15 protein-coding genes are annotated in these 23,395 nt (G+C 66.6%); 11 read left to right on the top strand and 4 right to left on the bottom strand.

Translation table 11 applies throughout. The features are described from left to right. The first annotated feature begins 31 nt into the window (after window positions 1-31). The 9 genes from QT381_RS08265 to QT381_RS08225 are packed head-to-tail and all read left to right on the top strand — an operon-like array spanning window position 32 to window position 8,033. A complete protein-coding gene (locus tag QT381_RS08265; protein WP_289248421.1) occupies window positions 32-1,183 on the top strand; it encodes an ABC transporter ATP-binding protein in 1,152 nt (383 codons plus the stop codon). Next, window positions 1,170-2,105 (top strand): ABC transporter permease, encoded by a 936-nt coding sequence (locus tag QT381_RS08260; RefSeq protein WP_289248420.1) that lies wholly within the window; start codon window positions 1,170-1,172, stop codon window positions 2,103-2,105. Before QT381_RS08265 ends, QT381_RS08260 begins: the two co-directional genes overlap by 14 nt. Beyond that, a complete protein-coding gene (locus QT381_RS08255) occupies window positions 2,102-2,920 on the top strand; it encodes an ABC transporter permease (protein ID WP_289248419.1) in 819 nt (272 codons plus the stop codon). The genes QT381_RS08260 and QT381_RS08255 overlap by 4 nt, the downstream gene beginning before the upstream one ends. A gap of 40 nt (window positions 2,921-2,960) precedes the next feature. Then, on the top strand, window positions 2,961-4,067 hold the full coding sequence (locus QT381_RS08250; RefSeq protein ID WP_289248418.1) for an isocitrate/isopropylmalate dehydrogenase family protein: 1,107 nt from the start codon (window positions 2,961-2,963) through the stop codon (window positions 4,065-4,067). Between the two features lie 6 nt (window positions 4,068-4,073). Then, window positions 4,074-4,262 carry a tautomerase family protein gene (locus QT381_RS08245; protein ID WP_289248417.1) on the top strand — a complete coding sequence of 63 codons (189 nt, stop codon included), beginning with the start codon at window positions 4,074-4,076 and terminating at the stop codon, window positions 4,260-4,262. A gap of 28 nt (window positions 4,263-4,290) precedes the next feature. After that, entirely contained in the window at window positions 4,291-5,049 is a 759-nt protein-coding gene (locus QT381_RS08240) for an SDR family NAD(P)-dependent oxidoreductase (protein ID WP_289248416.1), read from the top strand. Beyond that, the gene (locus QT381_RS08235; RefSeq protein ID WP_502877481.1) at window positions 5,046-6,212 is read left to right on the top strand and encodes a mannitol dehydrogenase family protein; all 1,167 of its coding nucleotides are present in this window, start codon (window positions 5,046-5,048) and stop codon (window positions 6,210-6,212) included. Before QT381_RS08240 ends, QT381_RS08235 begins: the two co-directional genes overlap by 4 nt. Next, window positions 6,209-7,195, top strand: a complete 987-nt coding sequence (locus tag QT381_RS08230; protein ID WP_289248414.1) for a sugar kinase — start codon at window positions 6,209-6,211, stop codon at window positions 7,193-7,195. The genes QT381_RS08235 and QT381_RS08230 overlap by 4 nt, the downstream gene beginning before the upstream one ends. A 10-nt stretch (window positions 7,196-7,205) precedes the next feature. Beyond that, window positions 7,206-8,033 carry a FadR/GntR family transcriptional regulator gene (locus tag QT381_RS08225; RefSeq protein ID WP_289248412.1) on the top strand — a complete coding sequence of 276 codons (828 nt, stop codon included), beginning with the start codon at window positions 7,206-7,208 and terminating at the stop codon, window positions 8,031-8,033. Between the two features lie 46 nt (window positions 8,034-8,079). Here QT381_RS08225 and QT381_RS08220 read toward each other — a convergent pair whose 3' ends face one another. Next, window positions 8,080-8,688 carry a TetR/AcrR family transcriptional regulator gene (locus QT381_RS08220; protein WP_289248411.1) on the bottom strand — a complete coding sequence of 203 codons (609 nt, stop codon included), beginning with the start codon at window positions 8,686-8,688 and terminating at the stop codon, window positions 8,080-8,082. Window positions 8,689-8,758: 70 nt separating this feature from the next. On the opposite strand from QT381_RS08220, the gene QT381_RS08215 reads away from it, so the two are divergent. Further along, entirely contained in the window at window positions 8,759-11,398 is a 2,640-nt protein-coding gene (locus QT381_RS08215; RefSeq protein WP_289248409.1) for a DHA2 family efflux MFS transporter permease subunit, read from the top strand. 165 nt (window positions 11,399-11,563) lie between these two features. Here the strand turns inward: QT381_RS08215 and QT381_RS08210 are convergent, their stop codons facing one another. From QT381_RS08210 to QT381_RS08200, 3 genes are read right to left on the bottom strand one after another with little or no spacing between them, the layout of a single operon-like run. Beyond that, window positions 11,564-13,825 carry a 3'-5' exonuclease gene (locus QT381_RS08210; protein WP_289248407.1) on the bottom strand — a complete coding sequence of 754 codons (2,262 nt, stop codon included), beginning with the start codon at window positions 13,823-13,825 and terminating at the stop codon, window positions 11,564-11,566. 2 nt (window positions 13,826-13,827) lie between these two features. Beyond that, window positions 13,828-20,139, bottom strand: coding sequence for a DEAD/DEAH box helicase (locus tag QT381_RS08205; protein ID WP_289248405.1), 6,312 nt, complete (start codon window positions 20,137-20,139; stop codon window positions 13,828-13,830). Window positions 20,140-20,160: 21 nt separating this feature from the next. After that, window positions 20,161-21,012, bottom strand: coding sequence for a tyrosine-type recombinase/integrase (locus QT381_RS08200; RefSeq protein ID WP_289248404.1), 852 nt, complete (start codon window positions 21,010-21,012; stop codon window positions 20,161-20,163). Here QT381_RS08200 and QT381_RS08195 point away from each other — a divergent pair. After that, on the top strand, window positions 20,999-22,660 hold the full coding sequence (locus QT381_RS08195; RefSeq protein ID WP_289248403.1) for a hypothetical protein: 1,662 nt from the start codon (window positions 20,999-21,001) through the stop codon (window positions 22,658-22,660). The two genes, QT381_RS08200 and QT381_RS08195, sit on opposite strands and share 14 nt — an antisense overlap. The last annotated feature ends 735 nt before the right edge of the window (window positions 22,661-23,395 follow it).

Below are 23,395 nucleotides of genomic sequence, written 5' to 3'. Positions count from 1 at the left end.
CCCGCACCCCCAGCAGAACGGAATCGATCCCATGACCGCGATCAGCGCGACCGCCGGGCCTCCCGACCTCGCATGCTCCCCCGGTGCCGCCGACTCACGACACCGATCCGAGTCCGACGGGCACCTTCGCCTCGAGAAGCTCAGTAAGCACTTCGGCGACAACTCGGCCGTGACCGACCTGAACATCTCGATCGCCAAAGGAGAGTTCGTCGCCTTCCTCGGACCATCCGGATGCGGAAAGACCACCACCCTTCGCATGATCGCCGGATTCGTCCGCAACGACGCGGGCGCGATCCATCTAGACGGACGGCGCATCGACACGCTGCCGAGCCGGCGCCGTGAGACCGCGATGGTCTTCCAGGACTACGCGCTCTTTCCCCACATGAGCGTGTTCGAGAACGTCGCCTTCGGCCTCCGGATGCGCAAGATCGCGCGCGCCGAGACGATGCGACGCGTGGGCGAGGCGCTCGAACTGGTGCAACTGACGGGTACCGAGAAGAAGTTCCCGAAGGAACTGTCCGGCGGCATGCGCCAGCGAGTGGCACTTGCGCGCGCGATCGTCGTGCGACCGAGCGTCCTGCTGCTGGACGAACCGCTCAGCAACCTGGACGCCAAGCTGCGCAAGAGCGTGCGCGACGAGATTCGCGCGGTGCACGACCAGGTCGGCATCACTACTGTCCTCGTGACCCACGATCTCGAAGAGGCCTTCTCAGTGGGCGACCGCGTCGTCGTCATGCGGGGCGGCCGGGTCGAGCAGTTCGGCACGCCACAGCAGATCTACTCCCGGCCGGCGAATCGGTTCGTCGCCGACTTCGTCGGTCACACCAACCTGCTCGAGGGCAGCTGGGAGCCGAGCGCGACCGGGGCGCGGTTCGTCAGCCGAGCCTTCGACGTGGCCACGACCGAGGGGCCCGATCGAACCACCACCGCCGTGTACACGATCCCGCCGAGCAACATCCGCGTCTCCACCGACGTCGCACGACCAGATTCCGACATCGTGCTTCGCGGCACGGTCATCAGCTCGTCGTTCTACGGCGCCAGTTACGGAATCACCGCCCGGGTCGGTGACGTCTCCCTCCAGGTCAGCATGGTGACGGGAGCCGGCGCGGCTCCGGAGGCATGGGCGGGCCGTGAAATCTGGCTGCACTGGGATGCCGCGGACGGTCACTGTGTCCGCGCCTGAGCCGTCCAACCTCGCTACCGGCGGCATCTTCGCGATCCGCCGCAGTCGAGCGCCACGCCTGCCACGGGCAGGCTCCACGACATCGGGCCGCACGCTGCCGTACTGGCTCGTGCTGCCCATGGTCGTCAGCATCGGACTGGTCTTCCTGTACCCCCTCGTGCAGATGACCGTCTCCACCCTCTTCGTCACGGGCGCCGACGGGAGTGCGCGATTCACGCTCGCCCCATTCGTCGACCTGCTCGGATCCCGGCGCGGCTGGGACCTCGTGGCGCGCACCCTGCGGGTCGCCACGGTGAGCACGCTCGCGACCCTCGTTCTCGCCCTGCCCATCACACTCTGGATCAGGGAGGCCAAGCCACGCCTTCGCGGCGTGCTCATCGTGATCATGCTCTCGCCGATGCTCACGAGCGACGTCGTGCGCTCCCTGGGCTGGGTGTCGATCCTTGGCGCGAACGGGCTGATCGCCGGCGTCCTCCGATTCGTCGGCATCGAGCCGCCACGGATTCTCTACACCGAAGCAGCGATCGACATCGGGCTCACGCAAATCTTCTTGGGTTACATGGTGCTCAGCCTGCTCTCATCCGCGCTCCGCATCTCCGAGGACCTGGTCAATGCAGCATCCGACCTCGGTGCGCGTCGACTCCAGATCCTCGGACGGCTGGTGCTTCCACTCTGTCGGCCGGGCATGATCGCCGGCTGTGCGATCGTGTTCCCGCTCGCGGCCAGCACCTACGTCACTGCTTCGCTGCTGGGCGGCACGAGCAACCCGGTGCTCGGTACCGAGCTCTACCTGAGTGCGATCACGAATCTCGATTGGGCCCGGGCATCCGCCGTCGGCATCGTTCTGTTCATCCTGATCGCCGTCGTCGTCGCCGCCATCAATCTGCTCGGTCGGGTCGCTACAAGTGAGGTGCAGCGGTGAAGAGCAACAAGGCGATCGGGATCTTCGGACCGATCATCGGCACGGTGGTCATCATCTTCGTGCTCAGTCCTCTCGTCGTCGTCACGGCGATCTCGTTCACGGGAGCCTCGTTCATCAGCTTCCCGTGGGAGCACGGCTGGAGCCTGAGGTGGTTCACGCAACTCGCTCAGCAGACTGACTTTCTGACGGCATCCATCAACAGCGTCACACTGGCCGCAGGCTCCGCACTGTTGAGCATCGCCATCGGCGTTCCCGCCGCCGTCGCGTTCGCGCGCCACACCTTCCCCGGTAAGTCCGCGCTGCTCCTCTACGGGTCGTCGCCGCTGTTCGTCCCACTGCTGCTCACTGGCCTCGCGCTGCTGATCGTGCTCTCGAGCCTCGGCCAGGGCCCGACGCCCGTGGCGCTGCTCTTCGGCTTCGCGGTCGTGAATCTCCCGTTCGTTCTGCGGATCGCGATCGCGACGCTGGTGGACTTCAACGTCGATCAGGAGAACGCGGCCAACAACCTCGGCGCCTCTGCCCTGCAGGCCTTCGTCCGGGTCACGCTTCCGCAGATCGGTCCCGGCATCGTCTCGGCGTTCCTGCTCGCGTTCATCATCGCTTTTGACAGCGTGCCGCTCGCGGTCTTCTTCGTCACGCCCGACTACGACCTGCTCCCCGTGAAGCTGTTCTTCTACGCCCAGACGAACTTCGACCCGCTGGCTGCTGCGGTTTCCGTGGCAATGATCGGATTCTCGATCGTGCTGATCCTCGTCATCGAGGTCACCTTCGGCCTCGAGAAGGTCTTCGGCGGCGGACGTTCCTCGGCGATGTGATCGTCGGGCTGCGAACTCGATCAACTATAAATCATACAATATGCTTATTCGAAACAAGGAGAACAACGTGAACAGTTACCGACTCGGCATCCTCGAGGGCGACGGCATCGGCAAGGAGATCGTGCCGGCCACCGTCGAGGCGATCGACGCCGTGATGCGGAACGCGGGCCACGACGTCATCGAATGGGTTCCACTCGTCTCCGGGTGGGAGTCCATCAATCGCTACGGCGTTCCCGTCGCCCCCGAGGTGTTCGCCGAACTCGACCGATGCGACGGCTGGATCCTCGGGCCGAACGACGGCAACAGCTACCCGAAGGAAATCAAAGGGAAGAGCGCCGACGACGGCGGCCTACGCAAGCGCTTCCAGCTCTTCGCCAACGTGCGACCGTCCAAGAACATCCCGGGCGTCGCCTCCGTGGGCTCCGACATCGATCTCGTCATCGTGCGGGAGAACCTCGAGGGCTTCTACCCCGAGGTGAACATGTACGAGGGCAACGCCGAGTTCATGACCGACGAGAACACGGCGCTCTGCGTCGGCGTGTTCACCCGCAGGTCAATCGACCGGATCTCCCGATACGCCTTCGACCTCGCGCGGCAACGACGCGGCAAGGTGACCGTCGTGCACAAGGCGAATGCCCTGCGGCGATCTAGCGGTCTCTTCCGTCGTGTCGCGCTCGAGGTCGCCGAGGAATACCCCGATGTCGAGGTCGACGAGCGCCTCGTCGACGCGATGACGGCCAACCTGGTTCGCCGTCCCAGCGACTTCGACGTGGTGCTGACCGAGAACATGTTCGGCGACATCCTGTCGGACCTTGCCGGCGAGCTCGCCGGTTCGATCGGCCTGTCCCCGACGATCAACGCCGGCGACGGGGTCGCCATGGCACAGGCGGCGCACGGCGCCGCCCCGGACATCGCGGGCCAGGGGGTCGCCAACCCCACGGGCATGATGCTCTCCGCCGCCATGCTTCTCGAATGGCTGGGTGACCGCAGCGCCGACCCGCGCCTGCATGACATGGCGACTGCGCTGGACACCGCCGTGCGCTCGGCGCTGTCCCGCGGCATCCGCACGCGCGACCTCGGCGGTCGAGCGACGACCCGCGAGTTCACGGACGCTGTCATCGCCCTGAGCCAGGAACAGGCGGCCTGATCCACGATGCCCATCATCACCGTCGACATCCTGCACGGACGGACGCCGGAACAGCGACGCGTCTTCGCCGAAGACGTGACGGCCGCGGCGGTCCGCGACCTGGGCGCGGACCGCGAGCGCGTGATCATCCGGTTCCAGGAGCACGGTCCCTTCGATGTGGCCACAGCCGGGCGCTTCCGCGACGACCAAGCCTGACCACCCCAACGAGACTCTCAGGAGAACCATGTACGGCACTACGAGTTTTCGCACCGATGGCAAGATCGCCTTCGTCGTCGGCGGCGCCACGGGCATCGGCTACGCCATCGCCGCGACCCTTCGCGATCACGGAGCGGAGGTGTACATCGGCGTGCGCTCAGGCGACGTCGGCGCGGCGGCCGCTGCGCAGCTCGACGCCACCTACGTGCCCATCGACGTCACGGATTCGGCATCCGTCTCCTCCGCCGTGCGCACCGTCGTCGAGACCGCAGGTCACATCGACATCGCCATTCACGGCGCCGGTACGCGACTGGGCAAGCCCGCCGAGGACACAACCGACGAGGAGTGGCTCGGCGTGCTCGACGTCAACACCAACGGGGTCTTCCGCTGCTGCCGGGAGGTCGGGAAGGTCATGCTCGAAGCCGGGTCCGGATCCATCGTGAACATCGGGTCCATGTCCGCCTCGGTCGTCAACACTCCGCAAAAGCAGTCGGCCTACAACGCGAGCAAGGCCGCCGTCGTGCAGTACACCCGATCGCTCGCAGCCGAGTGGGCGCCGCGCGGCATCCGCGTGAACGCCCTGTCACCCGGCTACACCATCACCAATATGACGGCCCAAAGCAGGTCCCGGCCCGAGCTCGTCAACGTGTGGCTAGCCAGGACTCCCCTCGGTCGGCTCGCCGAGCCCGCAGAGATCGCGGGCGCCGCCATGTTCCTCGCGTCCGATGCCGCAACGTATGTCACGGGTCAGGACCTCGTCGTCGACGGGGGTTACTCGGCTTGGTGAGTCGAAGCGACACCCTTCCCGCTCTCGTCCTCGGCGCAGGTCTGTGCGGACGCGGTCTCGTCGGGCGGATCCTGACCGAGGCGTCAATCCCGGTCGTGTTCGTCGACGCCGACGCCAGCCGGGTTGCTGCACTTGAATCCCGAGCGGAGTATCCAGTCGCCGTAACCGACGGCTCGCGCGTCGTGATTCCCATTGCTCGGGCGCTCCCGCCGCTCGCGCCAGCGGTCACTTCCGTGCTCGACACCGCCGAGCTCGTCATCGTGAGCGTCGGACCGAAGAACCTCGGCACCGTAGCCCGCCAGCTCGGCACCGCACTCAGCTGCACTGATCGAGGGGGACGGCCACTCAACGTGATCCTCTGCGAGAACGGCCTTGACGCCGTCGAACGATTCGAGTCCAGCCTCGGCGAGACGCTACCGGCCGAGCATCGCACTTTCCCGCTCGGCGTGATCGGGTCGATCGTTCTGACGTCGTCGTTCGCGTCCGACGATGACCCCCTGCTCGTGGTCAGCGAACCGGAAACCGGCCTGCCCATCGATTCCGCATCCATCGTCGGGGCACTCCCTCGGGTCCCGGCACTGCAGCCGATCGACGACTTCACCTCCGCAGCGAGGCGCAAGCTCTACACGTACAACGGTGCCAATGCGGTCATCTCCTACCTCGGTGCGGCCGCCGGATATCGCCTGCTCGCTGAGGCTGCGGCCGATCCCCGAATCGCGGTGATCGCCCGGCGCGTCTATGAGGAGATCAACGCGACTCTTCTTGCGCACTTCGGTGGTACGCGGGAAGCACAGTCTTCGTTCGCCGACCGATCGTGGCGGAAGTTCGCCGACCCATCGATCGCGGATCCCATCGCGCGTCAGACCCGGGATCCCCTGAGGAAGCTGGCGCCGGGCGAGCGCCTGGTCGGACTTGCCGACCTGGCCCTCGCCGCGAGCATCCGACCTGTCGGGATCGCGAGCGGTATCGCCGCAGCCCTGCGCTACGACGATCCGGCGGATGCCGAGGCGGTGCGGCTCGCGCGCTCCGTCGCAGAGTTCGGTGTCAAGTCAACCCTGGTCAACCTCGTCGGAGTCCCTGGCGACTCGCCGCTAATACCCCTCGTAGCCGACCAGGAAGAGATCGTCGCGAGCCTGCTCGCCTCAGCGAGGAGTCCGAGGTGAACGGTGACGCCCGGATGGACCTGGTCTCCGTCGGGGAGCTCCTGCTGCTCGTGCTCTTGGACGACGGCCCCGGCACGAACGCCCGAGCGCGCCTCGGCCTCGCAGGCGCGGAGTTCAACTGCCTCGCCGCTGCTTCCGCTCTCGGCCTGCGCACCGCGCTCATCTCCCGGCTCGGCGACGACCTCGCCGGTCGCCGAGTCCGACGTCTGTCTGTGGCCTGCGGTGTCTCGGACCGCTGGATCGAATCGGCGCCCGGTGAGCGCACGGGCGTGCAATTGAGAGAGGTGAGCGCGACAGACTCCCGCCTGCTGGTGAACTACCGGGACCGGTCGGCGGCGAGCCGAACGAATGCGGACCTCGTTGCCATCGCGCTGGCGGCCGCTCGACCCCGGGCCGTCATCCTCTCTGGTGTGACGGCGGCCCTCGGTGACCCTCCACGGAGTGCGCTTGCCGCAGCGGCCGCGTGGTCGAGGAAGAACGGCGCGCTGCTGGCGGTTGACGCAAACCTCCGCTCGAACTTGCCCGACCTCGAGGGCGCCAAGCGCGTCGTCATCGGCCTCGCCGCGCAGGCCGATGTCTTCTTTCTCGGCATGGATGAGGCCGAGGCGCTCTTCGGGTGCGACGAGCCGGGCGATGCCCTCACGGCCGCCGAATCCTTGGGAGCGCGCCGCGTGGTCGTCAAGGCGGGGCGGTCGGGGTGCCTCTTCCGTTCCGCGGACGGCGCTCCGTCGTGGCAATCCTCGTTCGCGACCGAGGTCATCGACACCGTCGGGGCGGGAGACGCCTTCGCGGGCGGCTATCTGACGGCGATGCTGGCTGGCGCGGGTCCGGACGAGGCGGCCGTGGTGGCGAGCGCGATGGCCGCCAGGGTCCTCGCACACCCCGGAGATCATCTCCCTCAGGGCGAGACGCTATCGTTGCACGGGATGCTGAGCGAGGCAGCGCAGACCACCAGATCGACCGTGCCCCGTCACCCTGAATGAGAGGTGAGGAATGGCCGCCAGCCCGACATCCGGACGCTCGACTCGGGCCTCCGGCACCATAGCCACCTCAGTGGACGGGACCGCAGTCCACGAGCGAAGCGACGCTCCAGGCGATGACTGGAACGGTCTCACCCGCACGAGGTTCGCACGCGGACTGCACGCGACCGTCGTCAATTCGCTCGGCCGGGACATCGCGGGGGGTGTGCTGCGAGAGGGCGAGGTGATCAACCCGGAGCAGGTCAGCGAGAGATTCGCCGTGTCCCGCTCCGTAGTTCGCGAGAGCCTCCGAGCGTTGGAATCCCTCGGCCTGGTCCAGGCACGCCCACAGGTGGGTACGAAGGTACTGGGGTTGCACAGCTGGGATCTACTCAATCCGCAGGTAGTGCGCTGGCGCGCGGAGGGCCCCGACTATCTGGAGCAGACGCGCCAACTGTTCGAGGTGCGACGTGGCATCGAACTCGCCGCCGCGTTCCTGGCCAGCTCCCGGATGAGCGTGGAGGCGACCGACGCCATCCTGTCCGCGGTAGACGGCATGGAAGCGGCCTACGAGCGAGACGACGAGGACGAGTTCATCCGAAATGATGTCGAGTTCCACCGGCTCCTACTCGAGGGCTCTGGCAATCCCGTCATATCCCAGTTCGCCGAGACTGTGGCGGCCCTGCTGAAGACGCGCCACGACACGGGCAGGTCGGCCTTCACCGACGGAACCCCGCTCTCGATTCGCAAGCATCACGAGCTCGCGCAGGCCATCCGGTCTCATGATGCGAGCGCCGCGCAGGACTGGGCGCTCGCGATCACCACCGTTTTCGATCACGGCCAGAACGAGGCCGCCCACTGACACTCGCGGGGCCGTCGGCCGCGCCGTCATCGGGCGAGGTCGTCGTCTACGACGCCCGCGTCACCGCGACGAGCGGCAGGAAGACCTCGTCGACGATCTCGATGATCGTCGACTCCGGCACGGGCTGCAGGCTCACCATGAGCTCGTGCAGGAACAGGTCGAAGGCGACCCGGCGGATGCGCGGGGTGAGCCTGGCGGGATCGATCTCGCCGCGGTCGACCGCGCGCTGCAGCATCCGGTCGATCGCGTCGGAGCGGATCTGCACGAGCCCCTTCCGCAGGTCGGCGAGGTTCGAGCCCGTGTCGCTGTAGAACGCACCCAGTCGCGTGACGAGCGCGAGGCCCTTCTGCGCTCGTGACCCGTTCGCCGCGTTCATGAACTCGAGGAGGTCCCCGCGCAGCGTGCCCGTGTCGGGGATCTCGATCGCCTGCTGGAACCCGCGACTCGCGATCGCGGCCTTCACGAGATCCTGTTTCGTCGGCCACCGGCGATAGAGCACATTGCGGCTGGTCTGCGCGCGCTCCGCGACGGACTCGATGGTGAAGGCGTCGTAGCCCTTGCCGACGAGCTCGTCCCAGGCGGCGTCGAGGAGCGCGTTCTCCAGCTCCTTCCCGTAGCGACGGCGGGCGGTCGGCGTGGCCTCATCTAGATACATTGTGTTCCTTTCTCTGCTAGGGTAGCCGACGGTCAAGACACACAGTGTGTCTATCAAAGGAGGCGTGGACATGGCGACGAAGGAGAAGGTGCGGATCGAGCCCGCGGTGTGGGGTGTGATCTGGACGGCGCTCGTCGGGGGGCTCGCGGTGCTCTTCGACACGACGATCGTCGCGGTGGCCCTGCACACGCTCGCTTCCGACCTGAGCGTGCCGCTGGCGACCATCCAGTGGGTCAGCACCGGCTACCTTCTCGCTCTCGCGGTCGCGATGCCGGTCACCGGATGGGCGCAGCGCGCGATCGGACGGAAGCGCCTGTGGATGATCGCCCTCATCATCTTCATGGTGGGCTCGATCCTGAGCAGCTTGGCCGCGAACGCGGGAAGCCTCATCGCGTTCCGGGCACTGCAGGGCGTCGGCGGCGGCGTGCTGATGCCGTTGATGGGCACGATCGTCGTGCAAGCCTCCGGCGGCAAGAACCTCGGCCGCATCATGGCCATCATCGGCGTGCCGATCGTGCTCGGCCCGGTTCTCGGGCCCGTCCTGGGCGGGCTCATCCTGCAGAATCTGAGCTGGCCGTGGCTGTTCTGGGTCAACGTGCCGGTCTGCCTGATCGGTCTCGCTCTGGCCGCCAAGTTCCTGCCCCGGGACTCCGCTCTCGCGAGGGTGCACTTCGACGTCGTCGGTTTCGTGCTCCTCGCTCCCGGCCTGGTCGCCGTGCTGTACGGACTGAGCAACGCGGGCCAGACGAACGGGTTCGCCCGCGGCGACGTGGAGGTTCCGCTGATCGGCGGGGTGGTCCTGATCGCGCTGTTCGCCTGGTGGGCTGTGCGACACCACGGTCGGGCGCTCCTGGACCTGCAGCTGCTGAAGCACTGGCCGCTGGCCTCCGCTTCGATCGTGCAGTTCTTCTCCGGCGTCTCCCTCGTCGGCGTGATGCTGCTCGTGCCGCTCTACTTCCAGGAGCTCCGCGGCGCCTCCGCGCTCGGCGCGGGCCTGATCCTGATCGCCCAGGGCGCGGGAGCGCTCGCGATCCGCTCCTACATCGGAGGGCTCTCGGATCGCGTCGGCGCGAGGTGGCTCGTCGTGATCGGGTTCGCGATCGTGCTCGCGGGCACCGTTCCCTTCGCCCTCGCGGACACCGCCACGAACTGGGTCGTGCTCATCGCGGCGCTGTTCGTGCGCGGCGTCGGTCTCGGCGTGGTCACCACTCCCCTCATGACGGTCGGATTCCGCGGCCTGCCCGGGCCGGATGTGCCCGACGCGAGCATCATCAGCCGCGTCGCCCAGCAGATCGGCGGATCCTTCGGCGGAGCGGTGCTGACCGTCATCCTCGCCGGCGGCCTCACCGCGGCGGTCGCGCAGGGTTCCCGCGGCGCGCTGGTCGCATCCTTCCAGCAGAGCTTCTGGTGGGCGTGCGGGTTCACGGCGCTCGGCGTCGCCCTGTCGTTCCTGCTGCCCAGCAGCCTCCCGGCGGCCCCGCCCGCCCCGCAGCCGGGAACGCGCGCGACCACGACGCCCCACTACCCGATCGCGATCATCGGCGGCGGGCTCGGCGGACTGACGTGCGCCGCCGTGCTTCACGCGAACGGCATCGAGTCGGCCGTGTTCGACCTCGAGGCGGGTCGCCGCGCCCGCACGCAGGGCGGGATGCTCGACATCCACGAGGACACCGGTCAGGCGGCGCTCACCGCCGCCGGTCTCTTCGACGCCTTCCTGGCGCGCATCGAGGAGGGCGGCGAGGCGACGCGCATCCTCGACAAGCACGGTGTCGTGCTCCTGAACGAGGAGGACGACGGCAGCCGACGCCGCCCCGAGATCGAACGCGGCACGCTCCGCGACCTGCTGCTCGACTCGCTCCCCGCCGGCACCGTGCACTGGGGGTCGAAGGTCGTCGGCGCCCGCCCGCTCGAGCATCAGCCGGAGCGGCACGTGGTGGAGCTCGCCGACGGCAGCACCTTCACCACCGACCTGCTCATCGGCGCCGACGGCGCGTGGTCGAGGATCCGGCCACTCGTCTCCGACGCGACCCCGAGCTATTCCGGAATCTCGTTCGTCGAGGCCGACCTCGTCGACGCGAGCTCCGCGCATCCGTTGGAGGCGGAGGCGATGGGCGCGGGCATGCTCTTCGCGCTCGCGGGCGACACCGGCATCATGGGCCACCGCGAGCCCGACGACAGCCTGCACGTCTATCTCGCCCACCGATCCGACGAGAGCTGGATCGACACCATCGACTTCACGGACACGGCCGCGGCGAAGGCGGCGGTCCTGGAGCTTCTCGACGGATGGGGCGAGAGCCTGCGCGGTCTCATCGCGAATGCAGACACCCCGCTCACGCCGCGCCGCATCCATGCCCTGCCGGTCGGACACCGCTGGGACCGGGTGGCCGGCGTCACCCTGGTCGGGGACGCCGCCCACCTGATGTCCCCGTTCGCGGGCGAGGGAGCGAACCTGGCCATGGCCGACGGATCGGATCTCGCTCGCGCGATCGTCGCGCACCCGGGCGACACCGAGGCCGCACTCGTGCAGTATGAGACGGACCTCTTCCCGAGGTCCGAGGCATCGGCCGCGGAGACCCTGGAGAGCCAGGAGCTGATCTTCGCTCCGGATGCGCCCAGAGGCCTGCTGGAGATGTTCGCGATGATCGCCCAGTTCGCCGCGCAGGGCCCCGCGGCCGAGGATGCGACGAGCCCGACGAAGACGGTCAGCTGACCGGAGGCGTGGTTCGTTCGGCGTCCCGTCGCGGGCTGCGGCGCCGCACGCGAGCCTGAGCCGAGCGCGAGCGCTGCGAGCTGTACGTCACTCGCAGGCGTCCGCAAGCTTCAAGTCGCTCGCGCTCGTGACGAGGTTGGTGGTGGTGGTGAGGAATATCGCCGGCTATCGCTGGGCGAGCAATGTCGATGGGTCCCCCTGGTAGGTAATCACGAGTTCGTCGCGGGCCCGACTTGCTGCGACATAAAGGAGCGAGCGGGCCTTGGCCAGCGTCTCTGGCACGTCCTCGGGCAGGACATGCTTGAGCGATGCCGGCGGCGGGTAGCTTCCATCGGATACGTCATAGAGAACGACCCGGCTGAACTCCAGACCCTTCGCCTTGTACATGGTAAGGACGGCAACCTTGTTCGCGGGGAGGTCGTCGCCTTTTGGCTCCGCGGAAGGGACGCCTGCACTCGCAAGTTTCTCCTGAAGCTTCGCTGCCTGTGTCGCGGTCAGGACAGCGATCGACGCCGCGGACACTCCTGCATCGATCCAGTCCTTCACCGACGCCGCTACGGTCGTGATCTGCTCGGCAGCAGTCGTGGAGCCGACCACCCGGGGCGCAGGCCCCGAGCGCGCCGAACGGTACGGACCGACAATGCCCTCATCGTCGCCTTCCGCGTCGACATATTCGCCACCCTCCAGCACCGACAGTGCGTAGCGAAGGTTCTGCGCCGTGGTGCGGTAGTTGAGGGAGAGCCGTCGCGATCGACCACGCAGCGAGATGCCGTATCGCGAAAGGACGATCCGCTGCCCGTATATGCGTTGGTGGCTGTCCTCCGCCAGGAAGAGGTCATTGCCCCCCCGGGCGACGAGGGCGCGGAGCAGTTTCCAGTGCGACGGCAGAAGATCCTGCCCCTCGTCGACGAGGACGTGGTCGGCGACCGTCGTCTCGTTTGGCTCCAGATATGCGGCGGCAATCTCAGCCGTATCGGCGAACGCGAGTTTGTTGGCCAGCCTCGCGTTGATCCGCTGACGCTCGACAACCGCCCAGACGGCATCGCGCTTGGCCCGGTCTAGGGAAACGCCGCGACCCGGTCGACGCACCTTGCGATAGTCATCGAGTGCGACGATTCGATTCGGGAGTACGACTTGGAGATACTCCGCTTCCAGGAAGGGCACTGACTGCAACGCTGGCGGAAGGCCGCCGCCTGCGATCGCGATGGCGTCGTCCCATCCCTCGCCGTTCCCCACCGGTGCACCGGCGACGCCTACCTCTTCGCCGACGACACTGATCGCTGCCTTGCTGAAGTCAGCCGCGCCGGTCTTTCGGATAGCGACCGCCAGCTGATCGATGCCACGGATCAGCACACCCGGGTCACCGAGCTCAGCGGCGATCGGCACGGATGCATCGAGCCGTTCGAGATCACGCTGCAGGTTGGCCGCCAATTGACGCGTGTAGGTGGTGAGAATCACTCGCGCATTGGGGTCAGCGAGGGCGAGGCGGCGCGCTCGATGCAGGAGAACGACCGTCTTTCCGGTACCCGCCCCACCAGTGAGTCGGAAGGGTCCTTTGTAGTTCCGATCGACATACCGACGCTGCTCCGGGTGCAGGAAGACCCGCCACGAACCGAGGTCACCCGAGTCGATGATCTCCCGCAGTTCTGCGTTGTCGTCGATGAACTTCCACTGCACCTTTGCGGCCGGATGCCGCAGTGCCGCAAGCAGCCGGGCGTCATCGTCTTCTGCTGCTGGAGATGGAACTGGCTCCGCTGTGGGTTGATCCGCGGGGACATCCACGCCTTCCTGCTCGATCTCCTCGGGGGTCGGGGGCACGAGATCGAGAGCGTTCTTGATCTCGCCGATCGACATGCCGGCGAGCATCCCGTCCAGCACGTCGGCATGCCAGGCGGTTGGGAGCGTCGCCGCGTAGGCGCGCACGGCGTCCTCTGTCAGCAGCGTGAAGACATGCCCGGCAAAGCCCTTGGAGAACCCGAATCCGTCGACCAGGTCCGCGGGGACGAAGTTCAGGCTCTTCAGCACCGGTATGGCCTTCGCCGGCGCACTGGGGGTCGACACCGCTTCCTCGACGACGGTCGACTCGGGTTGCGTCTCCTGGATGAGCTCCGCGACGCCGTTGACGGGGTTCACTTGCAGCTTATGCGTCTGCGCGTATTTGATCGCGTCGTCGTGATTCCACACCCCGGCCAGCAGATAGGTCGCCTGCGTGCCTTCGTTAGCGAGCCGGTAGAGGACCGCCCGGTACTGGATGTTGACGCGTCCGGTCCGCACGCGGGCGTCGACCGCGTTGTTGATCTTCTCGATGTGGAGACCTGGGGTCGTGTCGTCGACCGCGAGCTTCGTGAGGAACTCGTAGGCCATCGCCTTGACGTCTTTCTCGAGTTGCTGCTTAGCGAAGTCGCCCGACATGACGAGATTCGGCATGGCTACTCCTTCTCTTCCCTCGCGAGGACGCTCTTGATTGCATCGACATCCCCGGGGATCAGGTGCCAGCCAAGCGCAGAGAGTGCTGCCCGATCCTCGTCGACGAGCTCGAGATCCACCGCGATGAGACGGTCTGGCCACGAGATCGCGAGCGGCATGCCATCTCCGATCTCGGCGCCGAGCGTCGGCACCGGCAACCCTTTGGCCGATGCGAGCTGGGCGAGCAGACTCCGCTCGACCTCGGTGGCATCAGCGATGACCGCGGCCCATTCGGGGCTCGCGGCAGCTTCCAGCGGAACACCTGCCGTCGTGTCATTGAGGACTTCCGACAGTGCGCCGATGAAGGTCGATGCCCCTGTCGGACGAATCCCGAGGACGTTCGACCAACGGAGCCACGTCTGCCATGCGCCCTTGTGGTGATCCTGCGCCACCGCCACAACGCGGTCGTCGATGAGGAGCGCGGCATCAAAGTCCCTCGGAGACTTCGCGCGCGCCGCTAGCGCGGAGAACGCCTGCCGAGCCAGCACTGAGAGTTCTTTCCCGCGTACACCGACACCGCTAGCGGTGGCCAGGAGAACGTCAGCAGCCCAGCTGCTGACTGCCGATCCTCCGAGGTCCTGGAATGTGACTCCATCCCAGAGGAGCACGGGAAGCGCCGCGCCGATGCGCTCCCACGTCGTCAGCACGCCGGGATCCTGCACCAGCTCGAGGAGCTGGTCGATCGGGTTCTTCGTGACGTGAGCGAGTGCATGTGCGGGGATCTGCCACTGCTGTGCGAACACTGCCGCTTTAGTCGCGTCGAACCAGTCCGCCGCTACGGGATGGGCGCTGGCCGCAGCCTGGTCGACGTCGTCCCACGTGATCCCGAACACCAGGTACCCCTGATCGCGAAGGTAGCGCCGCTTTGATGCGTCGTCCGCGATCCGGTTGTGCTGAGTCGAGGCATGGTAAAGCTGGCCATCCGTGAAGATCGCGACACGGTGCGGGCCGCACTCGAGGATGAAGTCCGGCTTCACGACCCCGCCGACGAGGACCTGTTCGCGGAGCACCCAGACCACGCCACCAGGGAGCGTGGCGGTGAGGCGCTGGCCGGTAGCATCGACGCTTTCCTTCACGCTGGCGCCCAGCTTCTGCAGACGATCCTTGAATACTGCACGGAATTTCGCCTCGAGCGGCGGCTCCGGCTTCGGCGGCTCCTCCTTGATGACGTTCCAGTCCTTGAGTGCACCGGCCTCGTCAGTGAGCAGGTCGGCGAGGATCTGCTCGGCGGCGGCGCGGGACACGTCCTTCGCCGCTCGCCCAGGGGCGAACGGCAGGAGGCAGCGGTAGCAGGCGCTCTTGCTCTCGGTGGCGCAGGGGCAGGACTTCACGACCTCGTACGCGACCTCCAAGATTCGACGAATGCGGTCGGGCTCGGCGAGGTCGGCAAGATATCCGGTGCCGCCCGGCACGGCGTCGTGGATCAGCAGCGCGGTCGCATTCTCCGTGCCGTCGGAGAAGACCGGGTCGACGATCGGCTCGACGCGAAGGTGGTCGGGGTCACCGCCGATGGTCTCGCGGAGTCCGAGGAGCAACGACGCCGTGAGGCTCTGCAATTGCAGACCCCGACCGAGTGCAACGGCAGGTGGGACCCGAAGGACAAGACCCTGAGTCCTGAGTTCACGCATGAGCGCGACCTGCCTGGTGTCCTCCTTCGTCGCTGAGCGATTCGGGCACCAGGCGCGATGCTCTGTACGGGAGTTCGCGTTCGTTGAGCGGTCGAGCTTGCCGCAGAGCCGACACACACGGAAGAGCGGTGTCTTCAGTTCTTCGCCGGCGATGAATCGCGGAAGCCCGCCCTGGGCCTGGAGTCCGAGGTTGAGCCAGCGGATCGGGAGGTCGCGGCAGTAGCGAATCGCGAGCCCCTTGCCGTCGACGTACCACTGTCGAGTGACGTTCATCGGGTCAATGTCGGCCGACACATGCACCGTGAAGGTCTGCCGTCGCCGCTCGTCGGCGCGGTCGGTGATCGCGGACTCGTCGCGGCGGACTTCGGAGCTGACCCGTTCGAGGTGGACGATCGGCATCCGCTGGCCGGTGTCGCCGATCTTCGACGATCCGCAACGCGGGCACGAGGCGACCGGCCCGTCCGCTTCAGTGACGTCGAGCGAGTAGCCGCAGGAAGGGCAGAGCTGCCAGTCGTGGACGCTGCCGCCATCGGCGCCGAGTTCGACGGCATCGATCGTCATCTCGAGTCCGTGGGCGTAGAACACCGCACCTGGGGCGAGTTCGCGAATGGCGGTGCTCGCGCCTCGCTCGTAGCTGCTCGTTTCGGTCTCATAGGCATTCGTGTCGGGGTCGTACCAGCTGAGTGCCACGTCGAGCCGCACCGAGTCATCGAGCAGTGTGTAGTTCGGGAGGATCCCGAGTGCTTCCAGGGCACCGACCCAGTGCTCTTTCCGCATGTCGCTGATCTGCCGAGTGATCCCGCGCTGCGCAGAGAGTGCGGCCTTGTGATCGATCTTGTCGTTATCTTCGGCAGCCGGGTGCTCGGCCTTGAGTTTGAGGTCGGGGAGGCTGTCTTCCACCTGCTTAAGCCGGTAACCGAGCTGCTCCAGACGGTCGTTCCACCGTTTCACTGCACCGAAGACGACGGCAGCGAGCGGGCTCGTGCCGGTCCCGTCCGTAGGAGTCGCGAACGCGGTCAGACTGTCAACAGCCCACTGCTCGAGCCCGTCGAAGGCGGCGAGGAAATCCGTGACATAGGCCGCCGCGTTCGTCTCGGCATCGGCGACAGCATCACTAAGGAACGTGCCCGGAGCAGCCGACTTGAACGCCTCGCCAGCCGTGTTCGGCTGGTCGACTGAGGTGCTGGCGGCCGCCCGCCGGTCGAACACTGACGCGAGGTACTGGCGCTGCAGGATCTCCTCGGCGTTGAGGTAGGTGGCGGGCGGACGGACGGCGCCATCGATCACCGTGAGCGGCTCTGTGAGTCGCGGCAGCTGGTCGCCACGTCCGGAGACGAAGGCGAGGTTGAGCGCGTTGCCGGTGAGCCGGCCGGCGCGGCCGACCCGCTGCAGGTAGCTCGCCACCGACTTCGGCAGCCCGGCGAGCATGACCGTCGAGAGGTCGCCAATGTCGATGCCCATCTCCAGCGTCGGGGTCGCGACGAGCACGTTCGGTGCATCAGGGTTGTCCGCGGATGCCTTGAACTGGGTTTCGTACTTGAGTCGATCCTCGTCGGTGAGGAGCCCGGTGTGCTCGCGAGCGACGACCCGACGCATTTCGCCACCCGTGTACAGCTCGCGGTAGTAGTTGTCCTTGCCGGCTTCTCGTTGCAGATGGCCCGGGCAACGAGCCGATGTGCACGGGGCGCCTTCGAGCTGGTCGATGACCTCGTCGCGTCCGACGACCTTGTTCTCGCAGATCGGGCAGATCAGCTGGTAGCTGCCAGCCAGCCAGCCGCCGAGGGCAGCGGTCGTAACGGTCACGCGGTCCTCGCGGATGGCGTATACGGTCGCACCGCTCTTCGTCGTGAGAGCGCTGAGGATGTTCGCTCTGGTGAGCTCGGCGAGGAGCGCGCGCGTGAGGTGAGCGCCCACCTGCACGGTGACGCCGAGGGTGTCCCGCGCCCAGGTCGAGTACCAGCTCTGCGCATTAAGTGCATTGTCGAGTCCGGACTTGCGGCGCTTGTCGGCCCGCAGGGCATCCCCGAGGCGCGGGTAGGCCGGGGCGTCGCGACCTTCTGGGAATGCGGGCATGCCTTCACCGCGGGGCCGTCCACCGGAGATGAACCACCGCGAGCCGTCGTCCTGGATGTACTTCTGGTACCAGGAGTGTTCGATCGCGCCGCGCTCGCGCATCCGCTCAAGGACACCGCGGACCCAGCGCACGAGCTGATCGGCGGTGAGTTCATCATTGGGTGCTTCGACGGCGAGCTGCGGCTGGTGCAGCGTACCGGCGACGGCCTTCCGCCCGATGGTCTCGAGCTGCTTCGCGTCGCCGGCCGAAACCCCGGCTGCGACGGTGCCGGTGAGCTCGAGGGTGCGACCGACGCGGGACTGGAGACCGAACTCGAGTTCGACGTCGAGCAGCAGCCGCTTACGCACGCGGCGCTTCACCTTGTCCTCGATCTTCTTTTTCGAGGCGTCGTTCCAGAAGTCGACGAAATTGTCGTGGCCAGCGATGTCCGGGGCGAGCAGCAGGAACCGTTGGGCCGGCGTCGTCGCCTGCTCGATCATCCGATCGACTAGATCGCTGAGGTTGACCGCTCCCGACTGGCCGCCGTTCACGGCACGGCTGATCGCGTTCCGCAGGGCGAAGACGTGTGCCCGGCTCTGTACGAAGCCGGCCCGGTGGGCAGCGTCCTGCACGCTGTCGGTGAAGATGAGGGACTTCTTCTCGCGGTCGTCGAGTCCTGCTTCGCCGAATAGGGTCGTCACCGCGACCGACAGTTGCGTGGCGATCGCACTGCCGACGAAGCGGATGCCCCCGGCACGGCCGCAAGACGGGCACACATCGTCGCGGGCGGCCTCCTCCGCACCGTCACCGGTGATGGCGAGGACTGGTAGTGCCAGCTCGGAGTCACCTGGCTCGGCGAGCAGCTGTCGCTGCTTCGGCTCGAGCCAGCGCAGTCCTTCGATGACGGCACCGGCGTCCTGCTGCTCCTGCTCCCGCGGGGCGTGGATGAGGGCTCGGAATCGGGCGTCGTCGGCAAGGCGCTTCGCACGAGGGTCGACGCCTTCGGCGTCGAGGTCCGTGCCAGTGGGCGCGAGCACGATGCCCCAGCCGCTGCGGCCGCAGTGGCGGCAGTAGAGCGCCGGGAACGCCACCGGAGTGTCGTTTTCCTCATCGTCAGCCGCAAGGTCGCCATCGTCCGCCCAGTCGAAATACACCTGACCCGTCGCCCGGCGGTCCATGCGGGTGAGCTCGCGCACCCAGAGATGAACGCTGACATCGAGCGCCTTGCCGAATCCGGTGGCAGCTCGGACGTGACTCATTGCAGCAAGCAGGTTGGCAATGAAGGCACGTCGCTCGAGGAATCGCTGCACTTCCGACTGGTCGGGCAGGTAGCCGCGCGGAAGCAGGAACTCAACGAGGTCGTCGACCTTGATCGCCTTCTCCGTCTGCTCGATGAGCAGACGAATCGCGGGATGCGCTTTCGCTAGCTGGAGCGGCTCGACCTTCGCGGCGCGTTCGGAGTCTTTGTACAGCAAGGTGAGGACGATCCGAGCGCGCTCCTCCGCGTCATCGAGACCTGCGACCTGCTCGTTGATCGCGCGGGCGAGGTGATTGTCGAGTTCCGCGGGGATCAGATTCATGCCCGTGAGCTCGTCCTCGGCCCCGTCCTCCCATTCGGCGACAGTAAGCCGTGTCTCAGTGACGACCCCGTCGGTCGGGATGTCGACGCCGAACACCGTCTTCGCGAACGAGATCATCGCCGCGGGGTCGCCCTTGTCGCCGAGCGTCGCGGAGGTGGCGACGGGCGTCATCAGTCCGAGCGGTCGGGCGAGTACGGCCGGGTTGGTTCCCGCGGGAAGGTCTCGCTTGAGGACGAGCCCGAGCCGGCGCAGCAGCATCGCGACGTCGGTGCCTTGGGCACCGTCATAGGTGTGGAACTCGTCGAGAACCAGGTAGCGGAGGCTCTCTGCCGACTCGGACCAGAGCTTGCGGTCGGCACGACGCAGGAGCAGCTGGTCGAGCATCTTGTAGTTCGTCAGCAAGATGTCCGGCGGCGTCTCCCGGATCGCGTCGCGCCTCGTAATGAGCGAGTCGGGCGTCACGATCGAGGTCTGTTTGCCACCCTGCCCGGTGTAAAGCGCTGCCCTGATCCCGGCGAGCTGCTTGACCCCGGTGATGAGTTCAGCGATGCGTCGCGCCTGGTCGTTCGCGAGGGCGTTCATCGGGTAGAGGATGAGCGCCTTGATGCCCGACTGTCCGGCCGCCTTCATCCGCATGACGTGGTCGAGCACAGGATAGAGGAAGGCTTCCGTCTTGCCGGATCCGGTGCCGGTGGTCACGAGAGTCGGGTGCGGTCCGGGATCGCCGTCGCCGAGGTCCCGGCTGATGAGGCGACGCCAGGCGGCAGCCTGGTGCGCATGCGGCGGGTATGGCGGGGTCCAGGCGATGAGCTCCTCCCACCCAGACTCGGCGGCGCGGAAAGGCAGCCGCAGCCGTGCATACGGCCCTCGGAATATGCCGCGATCCGGGTCCTTGAGGAGACGGTCGAGCTCCTCCTCGGCTTCCGCATCGGCGAAGGCGAAGGTCGTGGTCAGATAGTCCGTGAGGGCATGGCGGAACTGCTCGGCCTCGAGGCTCGGCAGCAGTTCGGTCACGCCCTAAACCTAGCGATCACCTCAGACGTTCTCGCGCGGACTCTGCCAACGCGCCGACCGAGTCGCGAGCGCCGAGCGGATCTGGGCATGGTCAACGGCGAGGTATCGCTGCGTCGTCGCGAGGGAAGCGTGCCCGAGCATGACCTGGACCAGTCGCACGTCGCGGGTGGCGTCGTGGATCTCCGTGGCACAAAGGTGACGAAGCTGGTGCATCGTGGTGCCGTCGCCGAGCGCCCGGGAGACGAGGCTGCCGACCCAGTGCGGGGTGAGATGGCCGCCGTTCGGCGACGGGAATAGGAAGTCGTCAGCTACGGCGAGCAACGCCCGGGCCAGGTCGTCGGGCAGGGGAAGGACGCGCTTCCGGAGTCCTTTCCCGTGGACAAGCAGCGACCACCCGCTCGGGTCGCGTACGAGGTCGTTCGCGGGATGCACCTGAGCGACTTCGCCGCGACGCATCCCGAGTTCGTTCGCGAGCCGGAGCATGAGCACGACCCTCGGGTCGGCGGTGTCGATCGCGGCGCGCACAGTGGTGGCGGTGGCGGGACGCGGACTCGGCGTCTCCGGCCGGACCTCAGGGAGCGCAAGCGCCGGGTTAGCGGAGGCGCGCCCGGCGTCGACCCCCCAAGCCCAGAACCGGCGGAGTGACGATCGCATGGCCCGAGCGGTTTCGCGCCGCCAGGCGTGCGCACCAACCCAGTCAATGAGCTGCTGACCTGTCACCGACCAGGGGCTGTCGGCCAAGCTAGCGCGGGCGAGGCGGCGGAGGTGGGAGGTGCGCAGCTCGATGGTCTGCGGGGTGAGACGGGACGCGCGCATCGCGATCGTCCAGTGCGTGAGCTCGTGCTGCCAGGCAGCCGGGATGGTGTTGTTCATCCATCCACCCGACCACGTTCAGGAACCAGCAGGTTCGGTCGGCCTAATCCACTTGGAGTCCCATTTCACCGATGAGGAAGCCAGGCGCCTACGGGCGGCGACGTATTGTCGGCTCCGGCGGCACTGGCAATTCATCAACGAGTTGAAGCTGTTCGAGATTCAGAATCAGCGTCGCTACGGAGTGAATGTGTATGGCAGCCCGGGCGATCCCAGGTTCTTGCAGGCGGCGTCGCTTTATCACCCGGTCACGGTCGAAGCATCGCTCAAACATGATGGTTCCGGCAGCGAGCCTGGCATCAAGGACCTCGACGGACATTGGGACGTGCGACCGCACGCCTCTCGGATTGTCCTAGTCGACGCAGAGACCCTGAAGTCCTGGCACGCCGTGCTCGAAACTGAGGGCGTGCCAGTGGAGCAGACCCGGATGGTCTACGCGGTCAATAGGTCCACCGCCGAGGTACTCGAGAAACTCTCTCGGGCCCCCCGAGTCGGGAGCTTGAACCTTGAGTTCTCACGCGGCTGGGACGAGAGCATCGATCGCAAGAAGGGCATCTTCGATTCGGAGTGGGGTGTGCCGGAATCGTGGGATTCGGTCATCCTCCAGGGATCTCACCTCGGGGTCGGTCGCCCATTGTTCAAGTACCCGAACGCCACGATGCTCCACAACACGGACTGGACCGAGACGGACCTTGAGGCGCTCGCTCCCGATGAGGTCCCGGTCACCTCCTACAAGCCGCGCGGGGACCGCTCGGTGTACGACGCCAGCTACACCCAGTGGAAGATGGAACCGGAAGGTTCCGTCACACCGGCCCGTCGGCACTACCGGCTCGCTTGGCGCAACATGGCTGCGAATACTGGAGAGCGGACGTTCATCCCTGCCCTGATCCCTCCTGGGACAGCGCACATTCATGGAGTCTCGTCGGTTGGGCTTCCGGGTAAGCCTCGCGTTCTCGTCGCGGCTAGCGCGTTCGCGGCGTCACTGCTGCACGACTTTGCCGTACGTGCCGCACCGAAGTCGACGATCTCGGCTGCGACCCTTGACCGGCTGCCATTCTCCGACGATCCGGCGATCCTCCCCCTCCTACTGCTGAGATCGCTTCGGTTGAACGCGCTGACCGCGGCCTACGGTGACCTGTGGGCGGCGTGCTTCGATGCGGAGTACGTCGAAGATGCATGGACGGACGGTGGCTTCTTCTATCCACTTCGACCGGCTCTCGGAGCGGTGTCAGAGGAGTGGACGGCACAAGTTCCCTTGCGGCGGGCAGTTGACCGACGGCAGGCCCTCCTAGAGATAGACGTCCTGGTTGCGCTGGCGCTCGGAATCGAGAGCGACGAGATGGCGGCGATCTACCGGACGCAGTTCCCCGTCCTCTATGGGTACGACCGAGGGGCCACGTACTTCGATCAGGCGGGGCGCCAAGTCCCGACTTCAGTCCTGTCCGAGTGGCGACAACGACGCGCCGACTTCGACTCGGAGATTGTGTGGGAGCACGCGTCATCGGGCATGCGCTACACCTTCAAGCCACCCTTCTTCTTGCTTGATCGCGAAGCTGACATGCAACTCGCATACGCCGAACTTCAGGAGCGAGTAGCGGCTCGTCGCGCGAACTCCGAATACGCGACTCTAAGGTCCGTCTCGCGATCTTGAGTGTCAAACGGAAGTTCGTATGTGTAGGTCACGCCGCTTCCAGGATGTGCTTCGGAGAGCTCGTTCTCGGCGAATCGCCCCTCGTTCTGGCCCTTCTTCCGCCAGACGCTCAGTACGGACGTGGGCACGACTCGTCCGTTCGCATCGAAGAAGCTACTACGGGTGTCGTATCCGTAGAGGACAGGGAACTGCGTCCGGTAGATCGTGCACAGTTCCTCCGCCGAGATCCCGAGAGACAGGGCGACAGCCGCATCGATCTCCGTCAGCGCTTGTCGCCGCGCGAGGCTATTCCGAAGCGGAACCACAGAGGTCCATGTAGCTGGGACGTCGCCGAGCGGCGCAAGACGCCATTCAGCCGCCTTGGTCCAGCTGTCATCTCGAAAGTCGGGCAAAAAACAGCCGTTCCACAGGGGTGCGTATGCCGATGTCAGGCAGTTCAGGCGCAGATACCTCAACACCAGTTCGCTCGTGAGCGCGCTGCTGCTGAGCGCCGGCAAGCGGGTGACAACGCCATCGCGGATATCGGACTTTGGCGATACACGCACAAGGAAGTCTGCGAGCAGTGATGAGAGGGCTGCACCGAGGAGCGGGACATCCACCGCGCGGCCAAGCAGTAGTGCCCCTTAACGTGGTGTAGTTCGCGGTGGCCGGTCTCGTCGTAGACGTGGGCGCGGTCACCGTGTAGTCCCTTCGAGGAATCTCCTACAACCCACTCGAAAGGCATCTTCACGATGA

Origin of the sequence: Galbitalea sp. SE-J8, from assembly GCF_030345695.1 — a bacterium.
Taxonomy (GTDB): Bacteria; Actinomycetota; Actinomycetes; order Actinomycetales; family Microbacteriaceae; genus JAUASV01.
The sequence above is the reverse complement of the archived record's forward strand: the minus strand, read 5'-3'. Positions and strand labels throughout refer to the sequence as shown.

Excerpts from the sequence above, each read along its gene's own strand:
- QT381_RS08265 (WP_289248421.1), top strand. The coding sequence starts at position 32 with ATGACCGCGATCAGCGCGACCGCCGGGCCTCCCGACCTCGCATGCTCC.
- QT381_RS08250 (WP_289248418.1), top strand. The coding sequence starts at position 2,961 with ATGCTTATTCGAAACAAGGAGAACAACGTGAACAGTTACCGACTCGGC.
- QT381_RS08245 (WP_289248417.1), top strand. The coding sequence starts at position 4,074 with ATGCCCATCATCACCGTCGACATCCTGCACGGACGGACGCCGGAACAG.
- QT381_RS08240 (WP_289248416.1), top strand. The coding sequence starts at position 4,291 with ATGTACGGCACTACGAGTTTTCGCACCGATGGCAAGATCGCCTTCGTC.
- QT381_RS08225 (WP_289248412.1), top strand. The coding sequence starts at position 7,206 with ATGGCCGCCAGCCCGACATCCGGACGCTCGACTCGGGCCTCCGGCACC.
- QT381_RS08220 (WP_289248411.1), bottom strand. The coding sequence starts at position 8,688 with ATGTATCTAGATGAGGCCACGCCGACCGCCCGCCGTCGCTACGGGAAG.
- QT381_RS08215 (WP_289248409.1), top strand. The coding sequence starts at position 8,759 with ATGGCGACGAAGGAGAAGGTGCGGATCGAGCCCGCGGTGTGGGGTGTG.
- QT381_RS08210 (WP_289248407.1), bottom strand. The coding sequence starts at position 13,825 with ATGCCGAATCTCGTCATGTCGGGCGACTTCGCTAAGCAGCAACTCGAG.
- QT381_RS08195 (WP_289248403.1), top strand. The coding sequence starts at position 20,999 with ATGGTGTTGTTCATCCATCCACCCGACCACGTTCAGGAACCAGCAGGT.
- QT381_RS08200 (WP_289248404.1), bottom strand. The coding sequence starts at position 21,012 with ATGAACAACACCATCCCGGCTGCCTGGCAGCACGAGCTCACGCACTGG.